The sequence below is a fragment of the bacterium genome (assembly GCA_040757115.1).
In the GTDB taxonomy this organism is placed as follows: Bacteria; UBA9089; CG2-30-40-21; order CG2-30-40-21; family SBAY01; genus JBFLXS01.
Genome location: JBFLYA010000075.1, coordinates 1 through 16,932, shown reverse-complemented (window position 1 = coordinate 16,932; position 16,932 = coordinate 1). Strand labels below are relative to the sequence as shown.

18 protein-coding genes and 1 pseudogene are annotated in these 16,932 nt (G+C 36.1%); 11 read left to right on the top strand and 8 right to left on the bottom strand.

Translation table 11 applies throughout. The features are described 5' to 3' along the window. Positions 1-174: 174 nt before the first annotated feature. From AB1422_08525 to AB1422_08515, 3 genes are all read right to left on the bottom strand, one after another. Positions 175-1,749, bottom strand: coding sequence for a diguanylate cyclase (locus AB1422_08525; protein MEW6619363.1), 1,575 nt, complete (start codon positions 1,747-1,749; stop codon positions 175-177). A gap of 103 nt (positions 1,750-1,852) precedes the next feature. Next, positions 1,853-3,430 (bottom strand): HD domain-containing phosphohydrolase, encoded by a 1,578-nt coding sequence (locus tag AB1422_08520; GenBank protein MEW6619362.1) that lies wholly within the window; start codon positions 3,428-3,430, stop codon positions 1,853-1,855. A 53-nt stretch (positions 3,431-3,483) separates the two neighbouring features. Then, positions 3,484-3,867, bottom strand: a complete 384-nt coding sequence (locus AB1422_08515) for a hypothetical protein (GenBank protein ID MEW6619361.1) — start codon at positions 3,865-3,867, stop codon at positions 3,484-3,486. Between the two features lie 38 nt (positions 3,868-3,905). Here AB1422_08515 and AB1422_08510 point away from each other — a divergent pair. Beyond that, positions 3,906-4,070: pseudogene (locus AB1422_08510) on the top strand (hypothetical protein). 92 nt (positions 4,071-4,162) lie between these two features. Here the strand turns inward: AB1422_08510 and AB1422_08505 are convergent. Both AB1422_08505 and AB1422_08500 read right to left on the bottom strand, forming a co-directional pair. Then, positions 4,163-5,587, bottom strand: a complete 1,425-nt coding sequence (locus AB1422_08505) for an ATPase domain-containing protein (protein MEW6619360.1) — start codon at positions 5,585-5,587, stop codon at positions 4,163-4,165. A 33-nt stretch (positions 5,588-5,620) separates the two neighbouring features. Continuing rightward, a complete protein-coding gene (locus AB1422_08500) occupies positions 5,621-6,040 on the bottom strand; it encodes a hypothetical protein (GenBank protein MEW6619359.1) in 420 nt (139 codons plus the stop codon). An 80-nt stretch (positions 6,041-6,120) separates the two neighbouring features. Between AB1422_08500 and AB1422_08495 the strand changes: the two genes are divergently transcribed. Next, the gene (locus AB1422_08495) at positions 6,121-6,315 is read left to right on the top strand and encodes a hypothetical protein (GenBank protein MEW6619358.1); all 195 of its coding nucleotides are present in this window, start codon (positions 6,121-6,123) and stop codon (positions 6,313-6,315) included. A 114-nt stretch (positions 6,316-6,429) separates the two neighbouring features. Here the strand turns inward: AB1422_08495 and AB1422_08490 are convergent, their stop codons facing one another. Both AB1422_08490 and AB1422_08485 read right to left on the bottom strand, forming a co-directional pair. Further along, a complete protein-coding gene (locus tag AB1422_08490) occupies positions 6,430-7,818 on the bottom strand; it encodes an ATPase domain-containing protein (GenBank protein MEW6619357.1) in 1,389 nt (462 codons plus the stop codon). 380 nt (positions 7,819-8,198) lie between these two features. Then, entirely contained in the window at positions 8,199-8,489 is a 291-nt protein-coding gene (locus AB1422_08485; GenBank protein MEW6619356.1) for a helix-turn-helix domain-containing protein, read from the bottom strand. A 337-nt stretch (positions 8,490-8,826) separates the two neighbouring features. Between AB1422_08485 and AB1422_08480 the strand changes: the two genes are divergently transcribed. Further along, positions 8,827-8,991, top strand: a complete 165-nt coding sequence (locus AB1422_08480; GenBank protein ID MEW6619355.1) for a hypothetical protein — start codon at positions 8,827-8,829, stop codon at positions 8,989-8,991. A gap of 119 nt (positions 8,992-9,110) precedes the next feature. Here the strand turns inward: AB1422_08480 and AB1422_08475 are convergent, their stop codons facing one another. Next, positions 9,111-9,251 (bottom strand): hypothetical protein, encoded by a 141-nt coding sequence (locus AB1422_08475; GenBank protein ID MEW6619354.1) that lies wholly within the window; start codon positions 9,249-9,251, stop codon positions 9,111-9,113. Positions 9,252-9,289: 38 nt separating this feature from the next. Here AB1422_08475 and AB1422_08470 point away from each other — a divergent pair, with 38 nt between their 5' ends. The 8 genes from AB1422_08470 (at position 9,290) to AB1422_08435 (ending at position 16,536) form a co-directional block, all read left to right on the top strand. Further along, positions 9,290-10,399 (top strand): outer membrane beta-barrel protein, encoded by a 1,110-nt coding sequence (locus AB1422_08470; GenBank protein ID MEW6619353.1) that lies wholly within the window; start codon positions 9,290-9,292, stop codon positions 10,397-10,399. Between the two features lie 362 nt (positions 10,400-10,761). Then, complete coding sequence (locus tag AB1422_08465; protein MEW6619352.1) at positions 10,762-11,100, top strand: hypothetical protein; 339 nt, start codon at positions 10,762-10,764, stop codon at positions 11,098-11,100. A 1-nt stretch (position 11,101) separates the two neighbouring features. Next, positions 11,102-11,998, top strand: coding sequence for a diacylglycerol kinase family protein (locus AB1422_08460; protein MEW6619351.1), 897 nt, complete (start codon positions 11,102-11,104; stop codon positions 11,996-11,998). Positions 11,999-12,246: 248 nt separating this feature from the next. Continuing rightward, on the top strand, positions 12,247-13,224 hold the full coding sequence (locus AB1422_08455) for a saccharopine dehydrogenase-like oxidoreductase (GenBank protein MEW6619350.1): 978 nt from the start codon (positions 12,247-12,249) through the stop codon (positions 13,222-13,224). A gap of 330 nt (positions 13,225-13,554) precedes the next feature. After that, positions 13,555-13,740: a hypothetical protein gene (locus tag AB1422_08450; protein MEW6619349.1), complete on the top strand. Its 186-nt coding sequence runs from the start codon at positions 13,555-13,557 to the stop codon at positions 13,738-13,740. Then, positions 13,700-14,014 (top strand): nucleotidyltransferase, encoded by a 315-nt coding sequence (locus AB1422_08445; GenBank protein ID MEW6619348.1) that lies wholly within the window; start codon positions 13,700-13,702, stop codon positions 14,012-14,014. Before AB1422_08450 ends, AB1422_08445 begins: the two co-directional genes overlap by 41 nt. Positions 14,015-14,024: 10 nt before the next feature. Further along, complete coding sequence (locus tag AB1422_08440; protein MEW6619347.1) at positions 14,025-15,089, top strand: chemotaxis response regulator protein-glutamate methylesterase; 1,065 nt, start codon at positions 14,025-14,027, stop codon at positions 15,087-15,089. Beyond that, a complete protein-coding gene (locus AB1422_08435) occupies positions 15,079-16,536 on the top strand; it encodes a diguanylate cyclase (GenBank protein MEW6619346.1) in 1,458 nt (485 codons plus the stop codon). Before AB1422_08440 ends, AB1422_08435 begins: the two co-directional genes overlap by 11 nt. Positions 16,537-16,932: the final 396 nt, after the last annotated feature.

Sequence of the window (16,932 nt, the reverse complement as noted above, 5' to 3'; positions counted from 1 at the left end):
AATATATCGTTCCTACGGAACTGATTGATTTGTCTATCTATTCCTACCGATATTATGTTCCTAACGGAACGATTATTCTCATGCCTTATTTATGGATATTATCCTATGTAAACTTCCAGTTAATAACCGCTATAGGTCAAAATGACCAATTTAGTATGAAGTTGTGACAGGTTTTTAGTTTATTGTTAGAGTAACCTGCGAGGATGTAGCGGCAATACAGACTTGATTCTTCCCACGACTTTTAGCTTGATATAGCGCCTCATCAACATTCCTAATTAATTCTATCTTTTGAGCACCGTGTTGTGGATAAGTAGCTACACCAAGACTAATAGTAAGAGAAGACTCTTGTATAAACTTCGTTCGTTTTACAGCCACTCGTAGTCGATTAGCAGCTAAGTAAGCCGCTTTATTATCCGTCTGAGGTAAAATGACAACAAATTCTTCACCGCCATAACGAGCAATAATATCTACTTCCCTGAAGCTCTCTTTCATTACCTTCGCCATTTTTACTAATGCATCATCCCCCTCTATATGTCCATAAGTATCATTATAATCCTTAAAATCATCTATATCTAACATAATTAACGAAAACGGCCCACCATAACGGTGAGCTTGTTTAAATTCTGTATCCAGGCATTCTTGAAAATGGCGATGATTAAATAATCCAGTTAAACCATCAGTGATAGCTAATTCCTCTACCCTTTTATGCAATAATGCCTGCTCAATAGCTACAGCACCATGATTCGCAATAATATTGAATAACCTCAGGTCTTCTTTGGTAAAAGGATGTGATACATTATTTCCTAAGCTAATTACCCCAATTACATTATCTGCTGAGACTAACGGTAAAAGTAATGAAGTGACCTTATGTTTAGCTAATTCCTTTTTAGATACAGGTAGAATTTCCTCTTTTTGATGTATAGTAAACTCAAAACTATCTAAATTTACCTCTTCATCATAAAATAGTGGTAATTTATGTGTTAGCTCATTTTTAACCCTTTCAATCATAGTATCTGTAATTCGATACTGGCTGCTGACTATTACCTTCTTTATCCCTTCCCAAAATAGCATCAAGACTATTATTGGTGAATAGAAAATCTTATGTAACTCCTCCTCAAGGATTTGTATTATCTCAATATAATTAAGTGAAGAACTTAATCTGATGCCTAATTTATACAATGAATTTAACTCTTGAGTCCTCTTTTTTACCATCCTCTTTTGCTCATCTTCTTGTTGTATGAGTTGAATTCTATCGATTGCCAAACTTGCTTGATTAGCTAATATAGTAGCTAATTTTAAATCATCCTCATTAAAAATCTCTTTAGTTTTCTTATTATTCAGGTTAAGGACGCCCAGGACATTATTATCTTTTTTAAGTGGTACTGATAATAAAGATTTAGTATAATATTTGGATTGGTGTTTTTTCCGAACTCTTTTATCCTTTTCTATATCTTTGATTAGTAGGGGCTCCCCTGTTTTAGCTACCCAGCCTGATATCCCTTTACCTAATTTTATTTTTGTCTGTTGGATTATATCATTAACTAAACCTATTGCAGCGGCAATGTATAGTGTATCGTCTGTTTTAAGCATTAAAGAGCAAATCTCTACTTCTAAAAATCCCTTTGCCTTCTTAACTATCTCTAATGCTAACTTGTCTATGTGTAAGAAAGAGAAGAAAACTTCCGTCTTTTGGTAAAGTAAAGCAAGCATATTTAGTTTTTTCTCTAAATCATCCTTTGTTATTTGCATTAGATTACTTCCTTATATCATAAGTAGCAAGTAGAGAGTAGAGAGATTTTTGGCTAATCTTTTGCATGGTTTTCTTTTCTCTCTACTTTCTACCCTCTACTCTCTACTTTTCCTCTGCTACTATTTCCAGAAATGTTTTGACTATCTTTGGGTCAAACTGAGTACCTGAGCATTCTTTTAATATCTCTATAGCTTCTTCTACAGATTTTGCCTCTCGATAAGGCCTATCAGAAGTCATAGCATCAAAGGCATCGGCTACAGTAATAATCCGAGCACCTAATGGTATCTTTTTACTCTTTAATCCATCGGGATAGCCTTTCCCATTATAATGCTCATGATGATGGCGAACAATGGGCAATATCTGTCGTAAAAATGCAATTACCCGTAAAATAGATTCACTTTTGATTGGATGATGTTTCATTGTGTCGTATTCTTCATCAGTTAATTTACCTGGTTTAAGTAAAACCTGGTCACTGATACCAATCTTACCCAGGTCATGTAGAAGTCCTGCGTATCTCATCACCTCAATCTCTTTTTGATTAAATCCTAATTTTTTAGCCATTTTAACCGCATAATGAGTTACCCGCTCTGAATGACCCCGAGTGTATGGATTCCGAGTTTCTATCTCCGAAGCCAACGCCTCGACCGTACCAGTGTAAAGGTCTTGCATATCTATATAAATGCGTGCATTCTCTAAGGCAATCGCCACCTGTGGTGTTAAGGTAGAAAACATTCTTAAGTTATCCTGAGTAAAGGCATTGGGTTGAAAGCTTGAAATACTTACTGCACCAATTGTCTCATCTTTAGCCACTAAAGGAAGACTCAAGGTAGATTTGATTGGATGGGAAACAACCTTTCGCCTCTTTTTTCTAAATGCTTTTTTGATAATGATTGGATTTTTATCAAAATTCCAATTTGTAAATTCACAAAGTATATCAATCAGATGAAATTTAGCCTTCTCCACTAATTCATCTGAAATAGGCTCTTGTGAAATTATATTTAACATTGCTCGCTCACTATTTAACAAAAGTAAAGTCAATATATCAAACTCTATCATCTCCTCAAGACTTTTTGACATTAATTTTAACACCTGGTCTTGCTCAAATGTAGAACTAAGCATTTTGCCAATTCTATTCAGTATGATAAGTTCTCCAGTACGACGCTGTGCAGTAGAATAAAGCATAGCATTTTCAATCGCCACGGCAGCTTGTGCAGCAAAAATAGTAAGAGGTGCTACATCTTCTTTAGTAAAAGTAGCCTCAGTAATAATGACATTCAAATTAAGTACCCCAATGACCTTATCCTTAGTCTTTAAGGGGATAGAAAGAGCTGATTTAATAGCTCCTCTTTCCTGAAGGGCTGAAAGTCTGGGGTCTTGTCTAATACTCTGGTGTGTAAGAAGCAATGGTTTTCCCTCTTTAGCTACCAGGCCTGCAATTGGCTCGCCAACTTTGATTCTGACTGATTTCTTAGCCTCTTCTGGCAGACCTCTTGCAACCTTAATCTGTAGAGTTTCTTCTTTATCATCTAAAAGCATCAGGGAGCCTTCATCTGCCTTAGTTACTCTAATACTTGAGTCCATAATCAATTCTAACAATTCTTCTAAGTCAAATGTAGAACTCATCAACTCCGAGATTTTATAAAGTTCTTCTAAATAAGATTTACTTTTTTCTTGTATCATTTTTTCCTCCTGCATCAGCTTTATTTCTCTTTACTTTCTACTCTCTACTTTTGTTATTCTGGGATACTTTTCAGCCTGGTTGTAACTTCATTCTTAAATAATTTATCAACAATCATATCCCCGGTCAATTCAGCTAATAGATCAAATAGATCCAATATCAACTCTTCAAACCCATCCTTGATAATCTTTTTTTCCTGCTCAGATATTCTGGATTTTAATTTTTGGAACTGAATTCCCTCAGTGGTAACATCTAAGTACTGAAGAATCGTATATTTTTTAGCAGTCCGTTTAATCACTCTACGCCACAGAGCAACTACAGTAACCGCCCCTAATGTCAGTACAATCCTATCCCACACCTTCTTAAGCAAATCTTCATAGATATCTACCACCTCTTCCTTTTTAGCTGTCAAAATTTCCTCTTCCCTTATCTTTTCCATTGAAGTCCTCCTTTATTTGGTAATTGGTTAAATGGTAACTGGTTAAATGGTTACCAATCACCAGTTACCAATTACCAGTTACCAATTACCAGTTACCAATCACCAGTTACCAATTACCAGTTACCAATTACCAGTTACCAATCACCAGTTACCAATCACCAGTTACCAATCACCAGTTACCAATCACCAGTTACCAATTACCAGTTACCAATTACCAGTTACCAATCACCAGTTACCAATTACCAGTTACCAATCACCAGTTACCAATCACCAATCACCAATCACCAGTTACCAATTACCAGTTACCAATTACCATCCCAGAGTTTGTAATCTCAAACTTCTTAATTTCCTTATCATGGTCAGAACCGCGCATCTTGAGAATAGTAATATATTTATTTATCCTCCCTTCTTCCTCCTTATATCTTAATTGGATGATGACATCAATAATCACTGAAAGTTTAGTTTCTGTAATACCAAAGGTAGTCCCTTCAATTGATTCTGATGTCAAAATACTGGTTATAGATTGTTCATTAAAGTAGTCTATTAAAGATAGTATATAATTTTTAAGATGTGTAGGGTCTCCAATGGATACCTCAATATCCGCTATTGAATCTATAACCACTCGTTGTATCTGTTGTTGATGTGTAACCTCCATAATCTTTGCATGAAATTCATCTACATTTAGCTCTACTGGGGAGTAATGTAAGATGATAATCTTATTTTCTTTTACCAACTCTGCCAACGGGATATTAAATGAGTTTGCTAATCTGAATATCAAATTAGGTGATTCCTCAAATGATATTAAAAGTCCCCGCTCATCATTTATAGCTCCTTCCTGTAGAAATTTAAGAGCTAAAGTAGTCTTTCCTGTCCCTGAATTACCCGCTATTAGTGTAGATGAACCTGTAAAGAGGCCGCCATTAAGCATCTTATCTAAACCTTTTATCCCTGTCTTTATTTTTGGGCAGGAAACATCTATATCAGGTTTGACCATTTTCTGCTTTGGCATAAGTCTTGGATGAACTATAATTCCATCCTTTGTAATTGAGAACCGATGTTTACCAGCAAAGTAACCAGAGCCGCGCATCTTGTGTATCTCTAAGTAGCGTCTGCGTAAATATCCTTTGGTATCGGATGAGATATTGATGATACTATCTGCAATGGCAAATATTGGTTCTTGCTCTGTCTCCGCTTCTGTATACTCACCAACTAAAAATGATGTGCATTGATAAGCAAGAAGTTCAACCCCTAAATCATAGGTAAATTTACGAATCTCTTCTTCAGACCCAAGTAGAGTATGAATAGCTTTAAAACTATCTATAGCTACAATCTTTGCCTCCTCCTCATCAATCTTATTTATGACAAACTTAATACCTTTTTCTAATCCCTCTTTCCTTAAGACACTTCCCAGGTCTATCACCTTAATATACTTGAAGAATTTCTCTTTGTCAAAAAACTTAAACTGCTGCAAATAGCGAATGACCTTAATTGGTGGCTCTGAGATGGTGGTAAAGTATAAGGCTTTATTCTCTTTGCTAACATTATTAAACAGCAGTTGGTAAGTAAATACAGTTTTACCACTACCTGGATGGCCGGTGATGGCGTTAAGAGAATACAGTGGTAAGCCATTTGGCAAGATAATCTCATCAAAACCTCTTAAGCCTGTATGGAGAGGTTTTAAATCTACTGTAGAAACTGATTTTTTAATTCTTATTGACATGACTTTATTCCTCCTTTTTAGTCAGATGAAATTCTAAAAAATTAATTCCTTATTCGTAGTGCGTGATTCCTCTTTCATTTCTGGTATGTATTTCTCAACTATATTTTCCAGCTCACCTATTAAAATATCACCGGTCATTTGTGTTAAGAAGGAGAATAATTCAGCAATAACAGTATTAAATCCCTCTTTCATTACCTCTTTATCACTCTCACACATCTTACGGTGTAAATTTTTAAAATCAAGTCCTTCTTCTCCTACCTCTACTCTTTTCATCCATGTGTATTTTAAAGAGACCTTTCTAATAATTCGTCGGAATAAAGCTACTAAAGTTATCCCGCCTAAGGTAACAGCAATCTTCTCCCAGAGGGTTTTAAACAATTCCTCATAGAGACCTATTATCTCTTGTTTGATTTTCGTCTCTACTTCCTTTTCTGAATACTTTTTTTCATTCATTCTTACTTACCTCCCTCTTGTAGCATTTTTTTCTTGACATTCATAGAAATATTGGTTATAATTAAATAAGAGAAAAAACTATGTATAATCGCAAGCGTCGTGAAAAATTAGCTGATTTATTTTTTGATATAGTAAAGTTTATCCTAACTGTCGGTATAATTGGTAGTTTGATAACAGGTATTTTCAAACCTCTTTACTTAATGAGTGGAATAATATGTGCTATCCTATTGACAATAGGAGCCTACTTTTTAATCCCTAAAGACAAGGAGGAATAAACTGATGGAAGCGGCTACTCTTGTACTTTTCAGTTTTTCTATTGTTGCTGGTGTATTTCTTTTAGTATTTCACATTCAGGATCGTCGGGAACGGCGTAGAAATGCTAAATCTTCTTAGATTTTTACTTCCATTCCAGCAGATGTAATCACAAACTCTTTTATCTCCTTATCATGGTCACTACCTCTTACCTTCAAGACTGTCATCGCTCTTTTGATAACAGATTCTACATTCATATAATTTAGCAAGATGACATTATCAGCAATAAACGAAATACCACTGGATAGTCTTGGTACACCAAAAAGCTCTTCTGTCTCAGTAGTCAATATCGAAGTAATCGTTTTAGACTTAAAGAAATTAACCAATGAATAGACATAATCATGATAGCGAACTGTGTTATTAGCAACAATTTCAATATCTCTCAGGTTGTCAATAACTACCCTTTTAAGACTACCCTCTTCAACTGCTTTTTTAATAGCAATGGCATGTTCATCTATATCTAACTCAACCGGAGAGGTATAGATAATCTTTAGCAAACCTTCTTCTTCATATTTTTTCAAATTCCAGCCAAAACCTTTACCTATAATCTCCAATTGATCTGGAGTCTCTTGATAGGTAACCATCAATCCTGGTTCTTTATTTTTTACTCCATTCATAAGGAAGTGAAGTGCTAAGGTAGTCTTACCCGTTCCAGCCCCTCCTGCAACCAATGTAGATGAACCAAGTGGTAACCCTGAAGCAGTCATTTCATTTAATCCCGAAACGCCTGTGGATATTTTTCTTTCTCCAAGATGCTCAAATGATAGTTTAGGTGGTGTTTTAGCTCGAGGGAAGACATCAATACCCTTTTTAGAGATACTAAGTGAGTGAATACCATCAAAATAGTTCACACCACGCATCTTGGTTATTTGAAGAGTCCTGCGGTTTTGTACCCCTTGAATCTTATTATCTAAGTGAATAATACCATCAGCAACGGCAAATATTGGTTCTTTTTCTAAAGCCTCTTGATTATATTCACCTACTAAAAAAGAAGTACAACGCCAGGCAATCAATTCTACACATAACCTATAGGCAAATTGACGGAAGGCAGAAATAGATTCAGCTAATTCATTTACTGCCTTAAATGAATCAATAGCTACAATAGAAGCAGAGTGCTTATCAATAGCCGCAGTAATTGCTTCAATACCCGCCTGTAAACCATCTCTATGAATAATATGTCCAATATCAACATAGGAGACTACACCATCCCGGACCTTCTGTTCATCAAAATAATCAAAACTTCTTTGATAATGAATAAGCTTGGCAGTAGGCTCAGAGACGGTAGTAAAGTAAATCGTCCTTGTTTTAGGAGAGGCGTTGTTAAAGAGAATTTGCTGAGTAAGGATAGTTTTGCCACTACCAGGGGTACCACCAATGATATTTACAGAGTATGTAGGTATTCCTCCTCCCAGGATTTTGTCATCCAAATTTTCAATACCTGTCTTTATTCTTTTAATCTCTTCCATGATATTCTTCCTCTTAAATTATTAGCTACGAATAAACACGAATTTATACAATGGTGATTGGTAATTGGTTAAATGGTAACTGATTAATCACCAGTGGGACATAACTATTCAGCCACAGATGGACACGGATGAAACACGGAGAATCCGTGAACCGTGTCCGTAATTAGGCTGAAGGTTTTTCCTCCTGTTGTCCTCTACCTTCTATCCTCTGCCTTCTGCCCTCTATCCTCTGCTATTTATCTGTGCCAATCCGTGATAGTGTCATTTGACCCCATAGGTGTTAATCAGTGGCTGAATAATTACTGTCTTTTTATCTATACCTGAACGGTTACAGTGGGACATTATTAGAGTCCATTCGTGTGCCTTCGTGGTATCTTTTATCAAATCTCCACCTTAAAAATATCATACAACTCCTTCTCTCTTTCTTCTACTTCTATCATTTCTATCTGTGCATTCCATCTTTTTGGTTTAGTAGTTTGAGGAGTCCATCTTTTGACGCTCTCAGCCTCTCGCTCTTCAATCCATAATTTAATAGTAGTTTTTCTAAATCTCCACTTTCTACCCACCTTGATAGCAGGGATTTCTTGAGATTGAAGGAGCTTATAAATGGTCATTTCATGTACCTTTAAATAATCAGCTAACTGCCTGGTGGTCAATAAATCCTCTAACATTTTAAATCACCCCATTTTGCCGTAGTCAGTATATCAATATTTGTAACCATTTAGCCATCTGAAGTAATCGGTTTTAACGATTTATCTGAATTACTGATTGCCTGATTACCGATAACTGCTCAGTTGATTTCCATAATACTTCATTTGGGTGTTACCAATATTTTTACTGACTTATTCCATTTATACCTAATTATTCATATTTTAACATAATCTTTTTAGTTTGTCAAGTATTTTTTTTCGAGGGTGTTGAAAAAGTCGTTTTTGTAACCGTTCACCGCAGAGATACAAAGACGCAGAGAAAAACACATCCCTAATCCCTCTCAAGAGGGGAAAATCTATGGACGAGACGCTTAACATCCCTGATTTTCATCAGGGCAATCTCTTGAGTACAACAACATTAAAAGTAACTATTCAGCCACAGATGGACACGGATGAAACAGTGAAAATTCATAATCCGTGTCCGTTTTCCGTGTCCGTAATTAGGCTGAAGGCTGATGGCTGAAAATTCAGGTATAGTGCCTCGTGTCTCCTCTTCTTCTCCATTTGTTTCTCCTTTTCTCCGTTTCCCCCTTTCTCATCTGTCCTCTGCCTTCTATCTTCTGCCCTCTGTATTTATCCGTGCTAATCCGTGTTAATCAGTGGCTGAATAGTTACTTTATTTCTATGTCTTCTCTGTTCCTCTGCGTCTGTGCGGTAAAGGATTACCTGAACGGTTACGATATTTTTAAAAAATTCTCGGTCAGCCTCTTGACATAACTCCAAATTTAGGATATACTGATAAATTATAATTAAGGATGTTGATGAAAATAGGAAAAAAATTAATCAGTAATCTGCTTCTAATATTAGTAATCTTTATATCCCCGTCAGGAGTTTATGCCTTAGATAAAGCTAAACCTGATATTTTTATTACTCTAAAAACTGAATATAACGACAATATATTTTTTGAGACTGAGCCGAAAGCCGAATTTATAACTACAATTATTCCAGGAATAAATACTAAAATAATTGCTCAAAAATGGCTATCTGAGATAGACTATAGAGTGAAATTTTTAGATTATAAGGATATTAAGCAAAAAAGTGTTCAACATAACCTTAATCTTACAGGTTGGCATAGATTTTCCAATAAACTTATTCTTTCGATACAAGGAAATTTCATCGAAGATAAAGAAGAAACACTCGAAGAGGATTTTTCAGTAACCAGGCGGGAATATTTAAAACAAACCTTTGACACAACAATAAAATTTATCTCCCCAAAACCTCCACTTGAAACTAACATTAAGTATCAATACGAAGACTTTAATTTTAGAAAGAAAGATGAAAACGATAGTAAAGAGAATCGAATACTTTTTGATATTTATTATACCTTAACGAAACGATTAAAGACAGGATTGGTATATCAAGATAAAAAGAGGGCATATAAAAACTCTTCTAACCAGAACATTGACTCTCTGGGGGTGGGGATAAAATACGAACTGAGTCCAGAGATTAACAGTGAATTAATCGTTAAACTGGAAAACAGAAAAGTGGCAGGTGGAGATTCTCATTCCTTTGCATTTACGACAAACTTTAATCGCCAGATTAATCAAAAGACATCACTTAATCTTACATTCGGGAAGGATACGAATTTCACCCGTTCGGTAATTGAGCCCGTGGAGGTAAAAATGGCAAAAATAGGACTTTACCGCCGATTGAATAGAAAAACTAATTTTAATTTAAATTTTACTTCTATGAAGGGCAATTGGGAAGATAGCACTCGTGAGGATAAACTTCAAGCCATATCTTCGGGGTTATCTTATCAACTCACTAAAAAAATCTCCTTTGACTTAAACTACAATGCTACTCACCGAAAATCTAATATTGAGGAAAGTAGAAAAAATAATGTTTATACCTTTACAATCCAGCAATTCTAAATTTAAAGGTAACTATTCAACCACTGATTGACACGGATTGGCACAGATAAATAGCAGAGGGCAGGGGGCAGAGGGCAGAGGGCAGGGGGCAGAGGGCAGAGGGCAGAAGGCAGAGGGCAAAGGACAACAGGAGGAAAAACCATCAGCCTAATTACGGACACGGCTCCCGGACACGGTTCACGGATTTTCCGTGTCTCATCCGTGTCCATCTGTGGCTGAATAGTTACGCGCATCCAATGACTCTATTCGATAATTCATCAAATTTCACTTCGTGCTCTCCGTGCCCTTCGTGGTGAATAGTTACCAATTGCTAACATAAAAAAGTTGACATTCTCATAATCTTGTGTTAAAATATAATCAATATGAATGTAAAAATGTGTGTTTTAACCTGGTGTTTTATTTTTGTTTTATTATTGGTTCCCGGGTATGTTTTCTCTGCGGTGCAATTTGAACAGGGCCCACCCAGCCAGATACGGGAATTAATCTTAAAACAAAAGCAGGAAAAACAAAAAATTATCCAGGAAAAGTATAAAAAACCAGAAGAATTACAAGAAACAAAGGTTCAGGCAAAAGAAAAATTTCCATCCCCACAACAATCCCCATCTTTTATTAAATTAAAAGGCTTGTTAGTTAGTGGGCTACTCTTATTGGCTATACTGGGAATTGTCTTAGGTTTTATCATCAACGCTAAACGGAAGTGATATGGGTAAATTAAAGTTAATCCTGAATCCTTATGCGGGTAAAAGAAGACTTGATAAAGAAATCGACAAAATAAAACAAAACTTGACGGCACAAGGATTAGAGTTTGATTCAGCCTTTACTCAAAAACCTGGTGAGGGTATCTCTTTAGCCAAAAGGGCTGTAGAAGAAGGTTTTAATCTAATAGTTGCTGTTGGTGGAGATGGAACGATAAATGAAGTAGTAAATGGAATAATTGATTTTGAGCAGGAGGCTATTTTAGGTATCATCCCCATTGGTTTAGGTAATGATTTTGCCTGGATGATGGGACTTTCTCCAAAAGATATTGAAACGGCATGTAAAACATTAGTTAATGGAATAGTTAAAAAGATTGATGTCGGCGTGGTAAATAACAGATATTTTATTAATGGTCTGGGAATAGGATTTGATGCCCAGGTAGCATATCACCGCTTAAAATATAAAGGAATTTTAACGGGCGTTGCCGTGTATCTATATGCCGTCATAAAAACATTATTTCAATATAAACCTATTCAGGCAAATGTTAATTTAGATGATGAGACTATTAACCTGATTCCTTTGCTTATAACCATAGGATGTGGAAAAAGGTGTGGTGGAGGATTTTTACTTACTCCCAACGCTATTCTTGACGATGGATTATTTGATGTATGTATTGTCCAGGGAATAGGTAAATTAAAGGCACTATGTAATCTACCAAAGGTATTAAAAGGAACCCATATTTTGCTCCCAGAGGTAAAAATGTATCGAGCGAAAGAAATTATTGTCAGTTTCCCAATGTCATTAATAGCCCATGTCGATGGAGAGATTTTAAAAGAAACTACATATCAGATTAAATTATTACATAAAAAATTAAAGGTGATGTTTCCAGTTGAAATCAGGTAACACAAGCATTTTGCTTGTGATTTTCCAAAAATAGTTGCAAGAGAAGTATTTTTTATATTATAATAGTGTAGTGTAGTGTTGAGTAACCTACAAACGGATAATTGGTAACTGGTAATTGGTTAAATAGTTTCGTCCTGAGCTTAGCCAAACGGTATTTAATTACCAGTTACCAATCACCAGTTACCAGAATCAAATTCAGTGCGTTATTTGTTCAACACGACACTATGAGCAGGAGGCTAAAAAAGAAAATGATGCGAATAGCCGTGTTAGGTGCAGGTGGTTTAGGTAAAGCCGCGGGGAAAATTATTAGTTTGAAAAAAGAGATGAGATTAATCGCTATTTGCGACCATCAGGGATTTGCCTTTAATCCAGATGGACTTAATTGTGCGGAAATTGAAGAGATTAAAATAGGTTCAACCGTGGGTAAAATGCCTGATGGGAAAATGTCTGATGACTCAATTGGCGAGATTATAAAACTAAGTAATGACATTGATGGCATATTTGTCGCCTTGCCTAATTTGCCAAATGAATTCATTCCAGGAGTTACTCAACGGTTTATTGATGCTGGATACCAGGGGGTATGGACTGATGCCCTGAAAAGGACCCAGGCGATGGAATTGATGTTTGAACTAAACGAAGGGCTAAAATCAACGAAGAACACTTACATTACTGGCGCCGGGGCAACACCAGGCTTATTAACTGCGGCGGCGGTCATAGCCGCTCAATCATTTATTGAAGTTTCAAAAGTGATCATCTGGTGGGGTGTCGGAATAGCCAATTGGGAGGCATATAAAGCCACTATTCGTGAAGATATTGCCCATTTACCCGGATTTACTGTTGAAAAAGCAAAGGCACTCTCGGATGAAGATGTAACAAAGTTGTTAGACGAACGAAATGGGATATTAGAATTGCATGAGATGGAACATGCCGATGATTTACTTCTCCAAAAAGCAGGTGTAGTCGATTTAAGAGATAAGGTTGAAGTAGGTGGAGTCCTGGATACCCGACATGCTAAAAAACCAGTAACGACAACAATGACATTAACCGGTAAGACCTTTGATGGGAAAATCTCAAGCCATAAATTTATACTCGGTGATGAAACAACAATGGCGGCAAATGTCATTGGGCCGGCACTGGGTTATCTTAAACGGGCAAAATGGCTCAATGAACACGGCATCTACGGTATCTATGGCTCTACAGAATTTATGCCAGCAGTGGTGAAATAAACAAGAGAAGAGAGGGAACATACGACAGACTTTTAAAAATTATCTATGAGAATCTTTGGTCTGGTAACCGTTCAGGTGGTAATTTACCGCAGAGACGCAAGAGTTCGCAGAGAGGAAAATATCTTTTTTTTGTGTTTTTCGCGTTTTTCGGTGTTTAAAAAGGCTTAAAAACAGTTAGTCCAAAGTCCGTATTAAAAGATTAATAAACAACGAAAGACCCGAAATGCACAAAAAAAAGAAAATTTCTGTCTCTGGTGAATAGATTTTAATTTTTTCTCTGCGTCTCTGTGGCATCTTGCGGTGAACAGTTACTTGGTCTGAAGGAGCGTTATGAGTCCAATATTAAAATTAGATAAAGATAATGAAAAAAAAGAAATGGAGTTTGAATTAAAGTATCTCTTATCTCTTACCACTCGTCAGCGATTTGAGATGATGTTTAAAAAATCAAAAGAGATGAGAGAATTATTGGAGAAAAGTGGATACAGAAAGCCTTTTGAAATCATTAAAAGAACATAAAGTGGATTTTGTAATAATCGGGGCAACTGCTTTTCCTGTGCATGGTTATGCGCGGGCAACATTAGATATTGATATTTTTATGAGACCTGATAGAATTAATGCCGAACGGGTATGGCAGGCATTAAAAGAGTTTGGATACGATGTTACTGATATTAAAATAGAAGATTTGCTACAAAAAAAATTATTGATTCGTCAGTATGCTGTGGAAACAGATATTCATCCATTCGTTAAAGGTGTAAGTTTTGACCGCGTCTTACTCCGTATAAAATATTAGGAGACACATTATGATGAAAAACCCAATAAAAGTTTTAGTTGTAGATGATTCAGCGATTATCCGTGATGCAATTATCAGTGCCTTAGAAAGTGAAGAAGAGATTAAAGTCATTGCCACGGCGACTAACGGTAAAGAGGCAATTGACCTCATACCCGAATTAAAACCAGATATAGTCACGATGGATATAGTTATGCCGATTATGGATGGACTCCAGGCAACCGAACATATTATGGCTTACCATCCTACCCCGATTATCGTCATTACCTCCTTACTTCCAAAAGATATGGAGATTGCATTTAAAGCATTAAATTCTGGGGCATTAGATGTTATCGAAAGACCAAATATCTCAGAATTGTTAAATCCTGCCTCAAAAAAAAGAAAACAACTTATAGATAAAGTAAAAATCCTGGTAAATGTAAAGGTAATTACTCATCTTGGCGGTAGACTCCTCAAAAAGGAAAAAGAGTTTTTAGAATCTACACCTACCCCATCTGAGGCAAAATTCAAGATAATTGGCATCGCTTCTTCTACTGGTGGACCTAAAACTGTTCGGAAAATATTATCTAAATTACCTGTTGATTTCCCGATACCAATCGTCATTGTTCAACATATCTCTGATGGATTTACGAAAGGATTAGTTGATTGGTGGAATAATGAATGTGCCATAGAAATTCGAGAAGGAAAAGATGGGGAGAGACTTAATAAAGGAACAGTATATGTTGCTCCGTCTTTTGTCCATATGACTGTAACTAAAAACGAGCGGATAAAATTAGAAGATACGCCGCCTGTTGGTGGTCATAAACCCGCCGGGAATGTCTTACTTACATCCGTAGCCCAGGCATATCAGGATTCCGCGATGGGTATAATTCTTACAGGTATGGGTGATGATGGAGCAATTGGTATAAAAGCAATTAAAGACGCCGGCGGATTCACTATCGCCCAGGATGAAAAAACCTGCGCCATATTTGGTATGCCAAAAGTATCTATTGAAATGGGTGGTGTGGACAAAATTCTACCCCTGGATGAAATACCAGATGAAATAATGAGGAGGATAAAATCACGAAGTGGCAGATAAAATCTTGATTGCTGATGATAGTCCAACCATTGTTGAGATGTTAAGATTCTTCCTTGGGAAGGAAGGATATGAAACCGTTGTCGCAAAAGATGGAATCGAAGCCATCGAGCAGGCATATCTCGAATTACCAGATTTAATGTTATTGGATGTGCTTATGCCAAAAATGAATGGCTACCAGGTCTGCAGATTATTAAAAGGCGATGAAAATATCTCTTACATCCCGGTAATTATGCTTACTTCTCAAGATGCACCCAAAGACAAATTCTGGGGATTACAGACCGGGGCAGATGAATATATTATCAAAGACTTTGAATCTGATGAGTTGTTTAATGCGATTGTTCGTGTCCTTGAGAAAACTGAAGAACAAAGAAAGAAAAAACCAGTAGAAATCCCCAAGACAACAATTGATAACATCCTGTATCGCCTCAATGGGCTATTAGATAAAAAACTCTTTCAAACAACACTGTTAAATGAAATTAATAGAATTGCGAGAACCTGTGATAATTGTGAGGATGTCATCAAGGAAATTTTAGGGTTGCTCACAAGGGTTGTTAACTATCATTTAGCCTCAGTGATGATAGAACAGGATGAAACAATAAATATGATGGTCTATATAAATCAATCAATATCTGAAAGCTTTTTAACCGAGTGCATTGCAAAAATAAAAACTGAAGGGATGACAAAGGCTGACTTTACTGTCCGTCAGGATAATCTACGGGTAACAACGATTAAATCAACAGCACAAAAAGGGAAAAAGGATGCTCCGATAAAGGTGAGGTCTTCCTTGAGTATTCCCATGCGGGCACACAAATCAGTGATAGGCATTTTATATTTTGCCAGTGCCTTTGAAAATGCCTTTAATCCAGAAACAATAGAAATACTCAATATTATTGCGGATGAAGCCACAATTGTGATTAATAATGCGATGTTTTATGACCAATTTAAACTCTTAGCCATTACGGATGGTTTAACTAAATGTTATAATCATCGTCATTTTCAGGAAGTCCTGGAAACTGAATTCCAACGAGCAAAAAGATATAAATTAACCTTTTCTCTGTTGATTGGGGATATAGATAATTTCAAAAAGATAAATGATACTTATGGACATCAAACCGGGGATATGATTTTAAAAGGGATAGGGTCTTTATTAAAAAGGTGTGTTCGAGATATGGATGTTGTGGCACGCTATGGTGGTGAAGAGTTTGCAGTGATTATGCCAGAAACAGATAGTGAGGGCGCCTTTAAGACCGCAGAAAGGATAAGATGCTCAATCGAAGAATATATCTTCTCCGGACTTCCACCTAACACCTCAGTTACAATGAGTATTGGTATTGGAACATATCCAAAGTTAGATGTCGGTAGTAAATTTGAGTTTGTTGAAAAAATAGACAAGGCACTCTATCGGGCTAAAGAAGAAGGGAAAAACAGGGTAATATCTGCAAAATAACGAAAGGGGTAATGGTGCTTGCTTGCTTATTTACCATTTTCCAATAGGGTTCTGCAAAATAGGATTTGGGAGAGACAATAAATAAATATCAAATATTAGATATCAAATATTAGATATCAAAATGCAAAATTACAAATCAAATTTCAAAGAGGAAGTAGCAGGGTTTCTCAAAGAGTTGGAGGAATTTGGTAATATCTTTGCTTCAAGTATTTTAACGCTGAAATGTAGTAGATAGTTGATAGTTTATAGTTGATAGTTTATAGTTGAAGGACTATAGACTATAAACCATAAACTATAAACCATAAACCATAAACCATAAACCATAAACTATAAACCATAAACCATAAACTATAAACCATAAACCATAAACTATAAACCATAAACCATAAACTATAA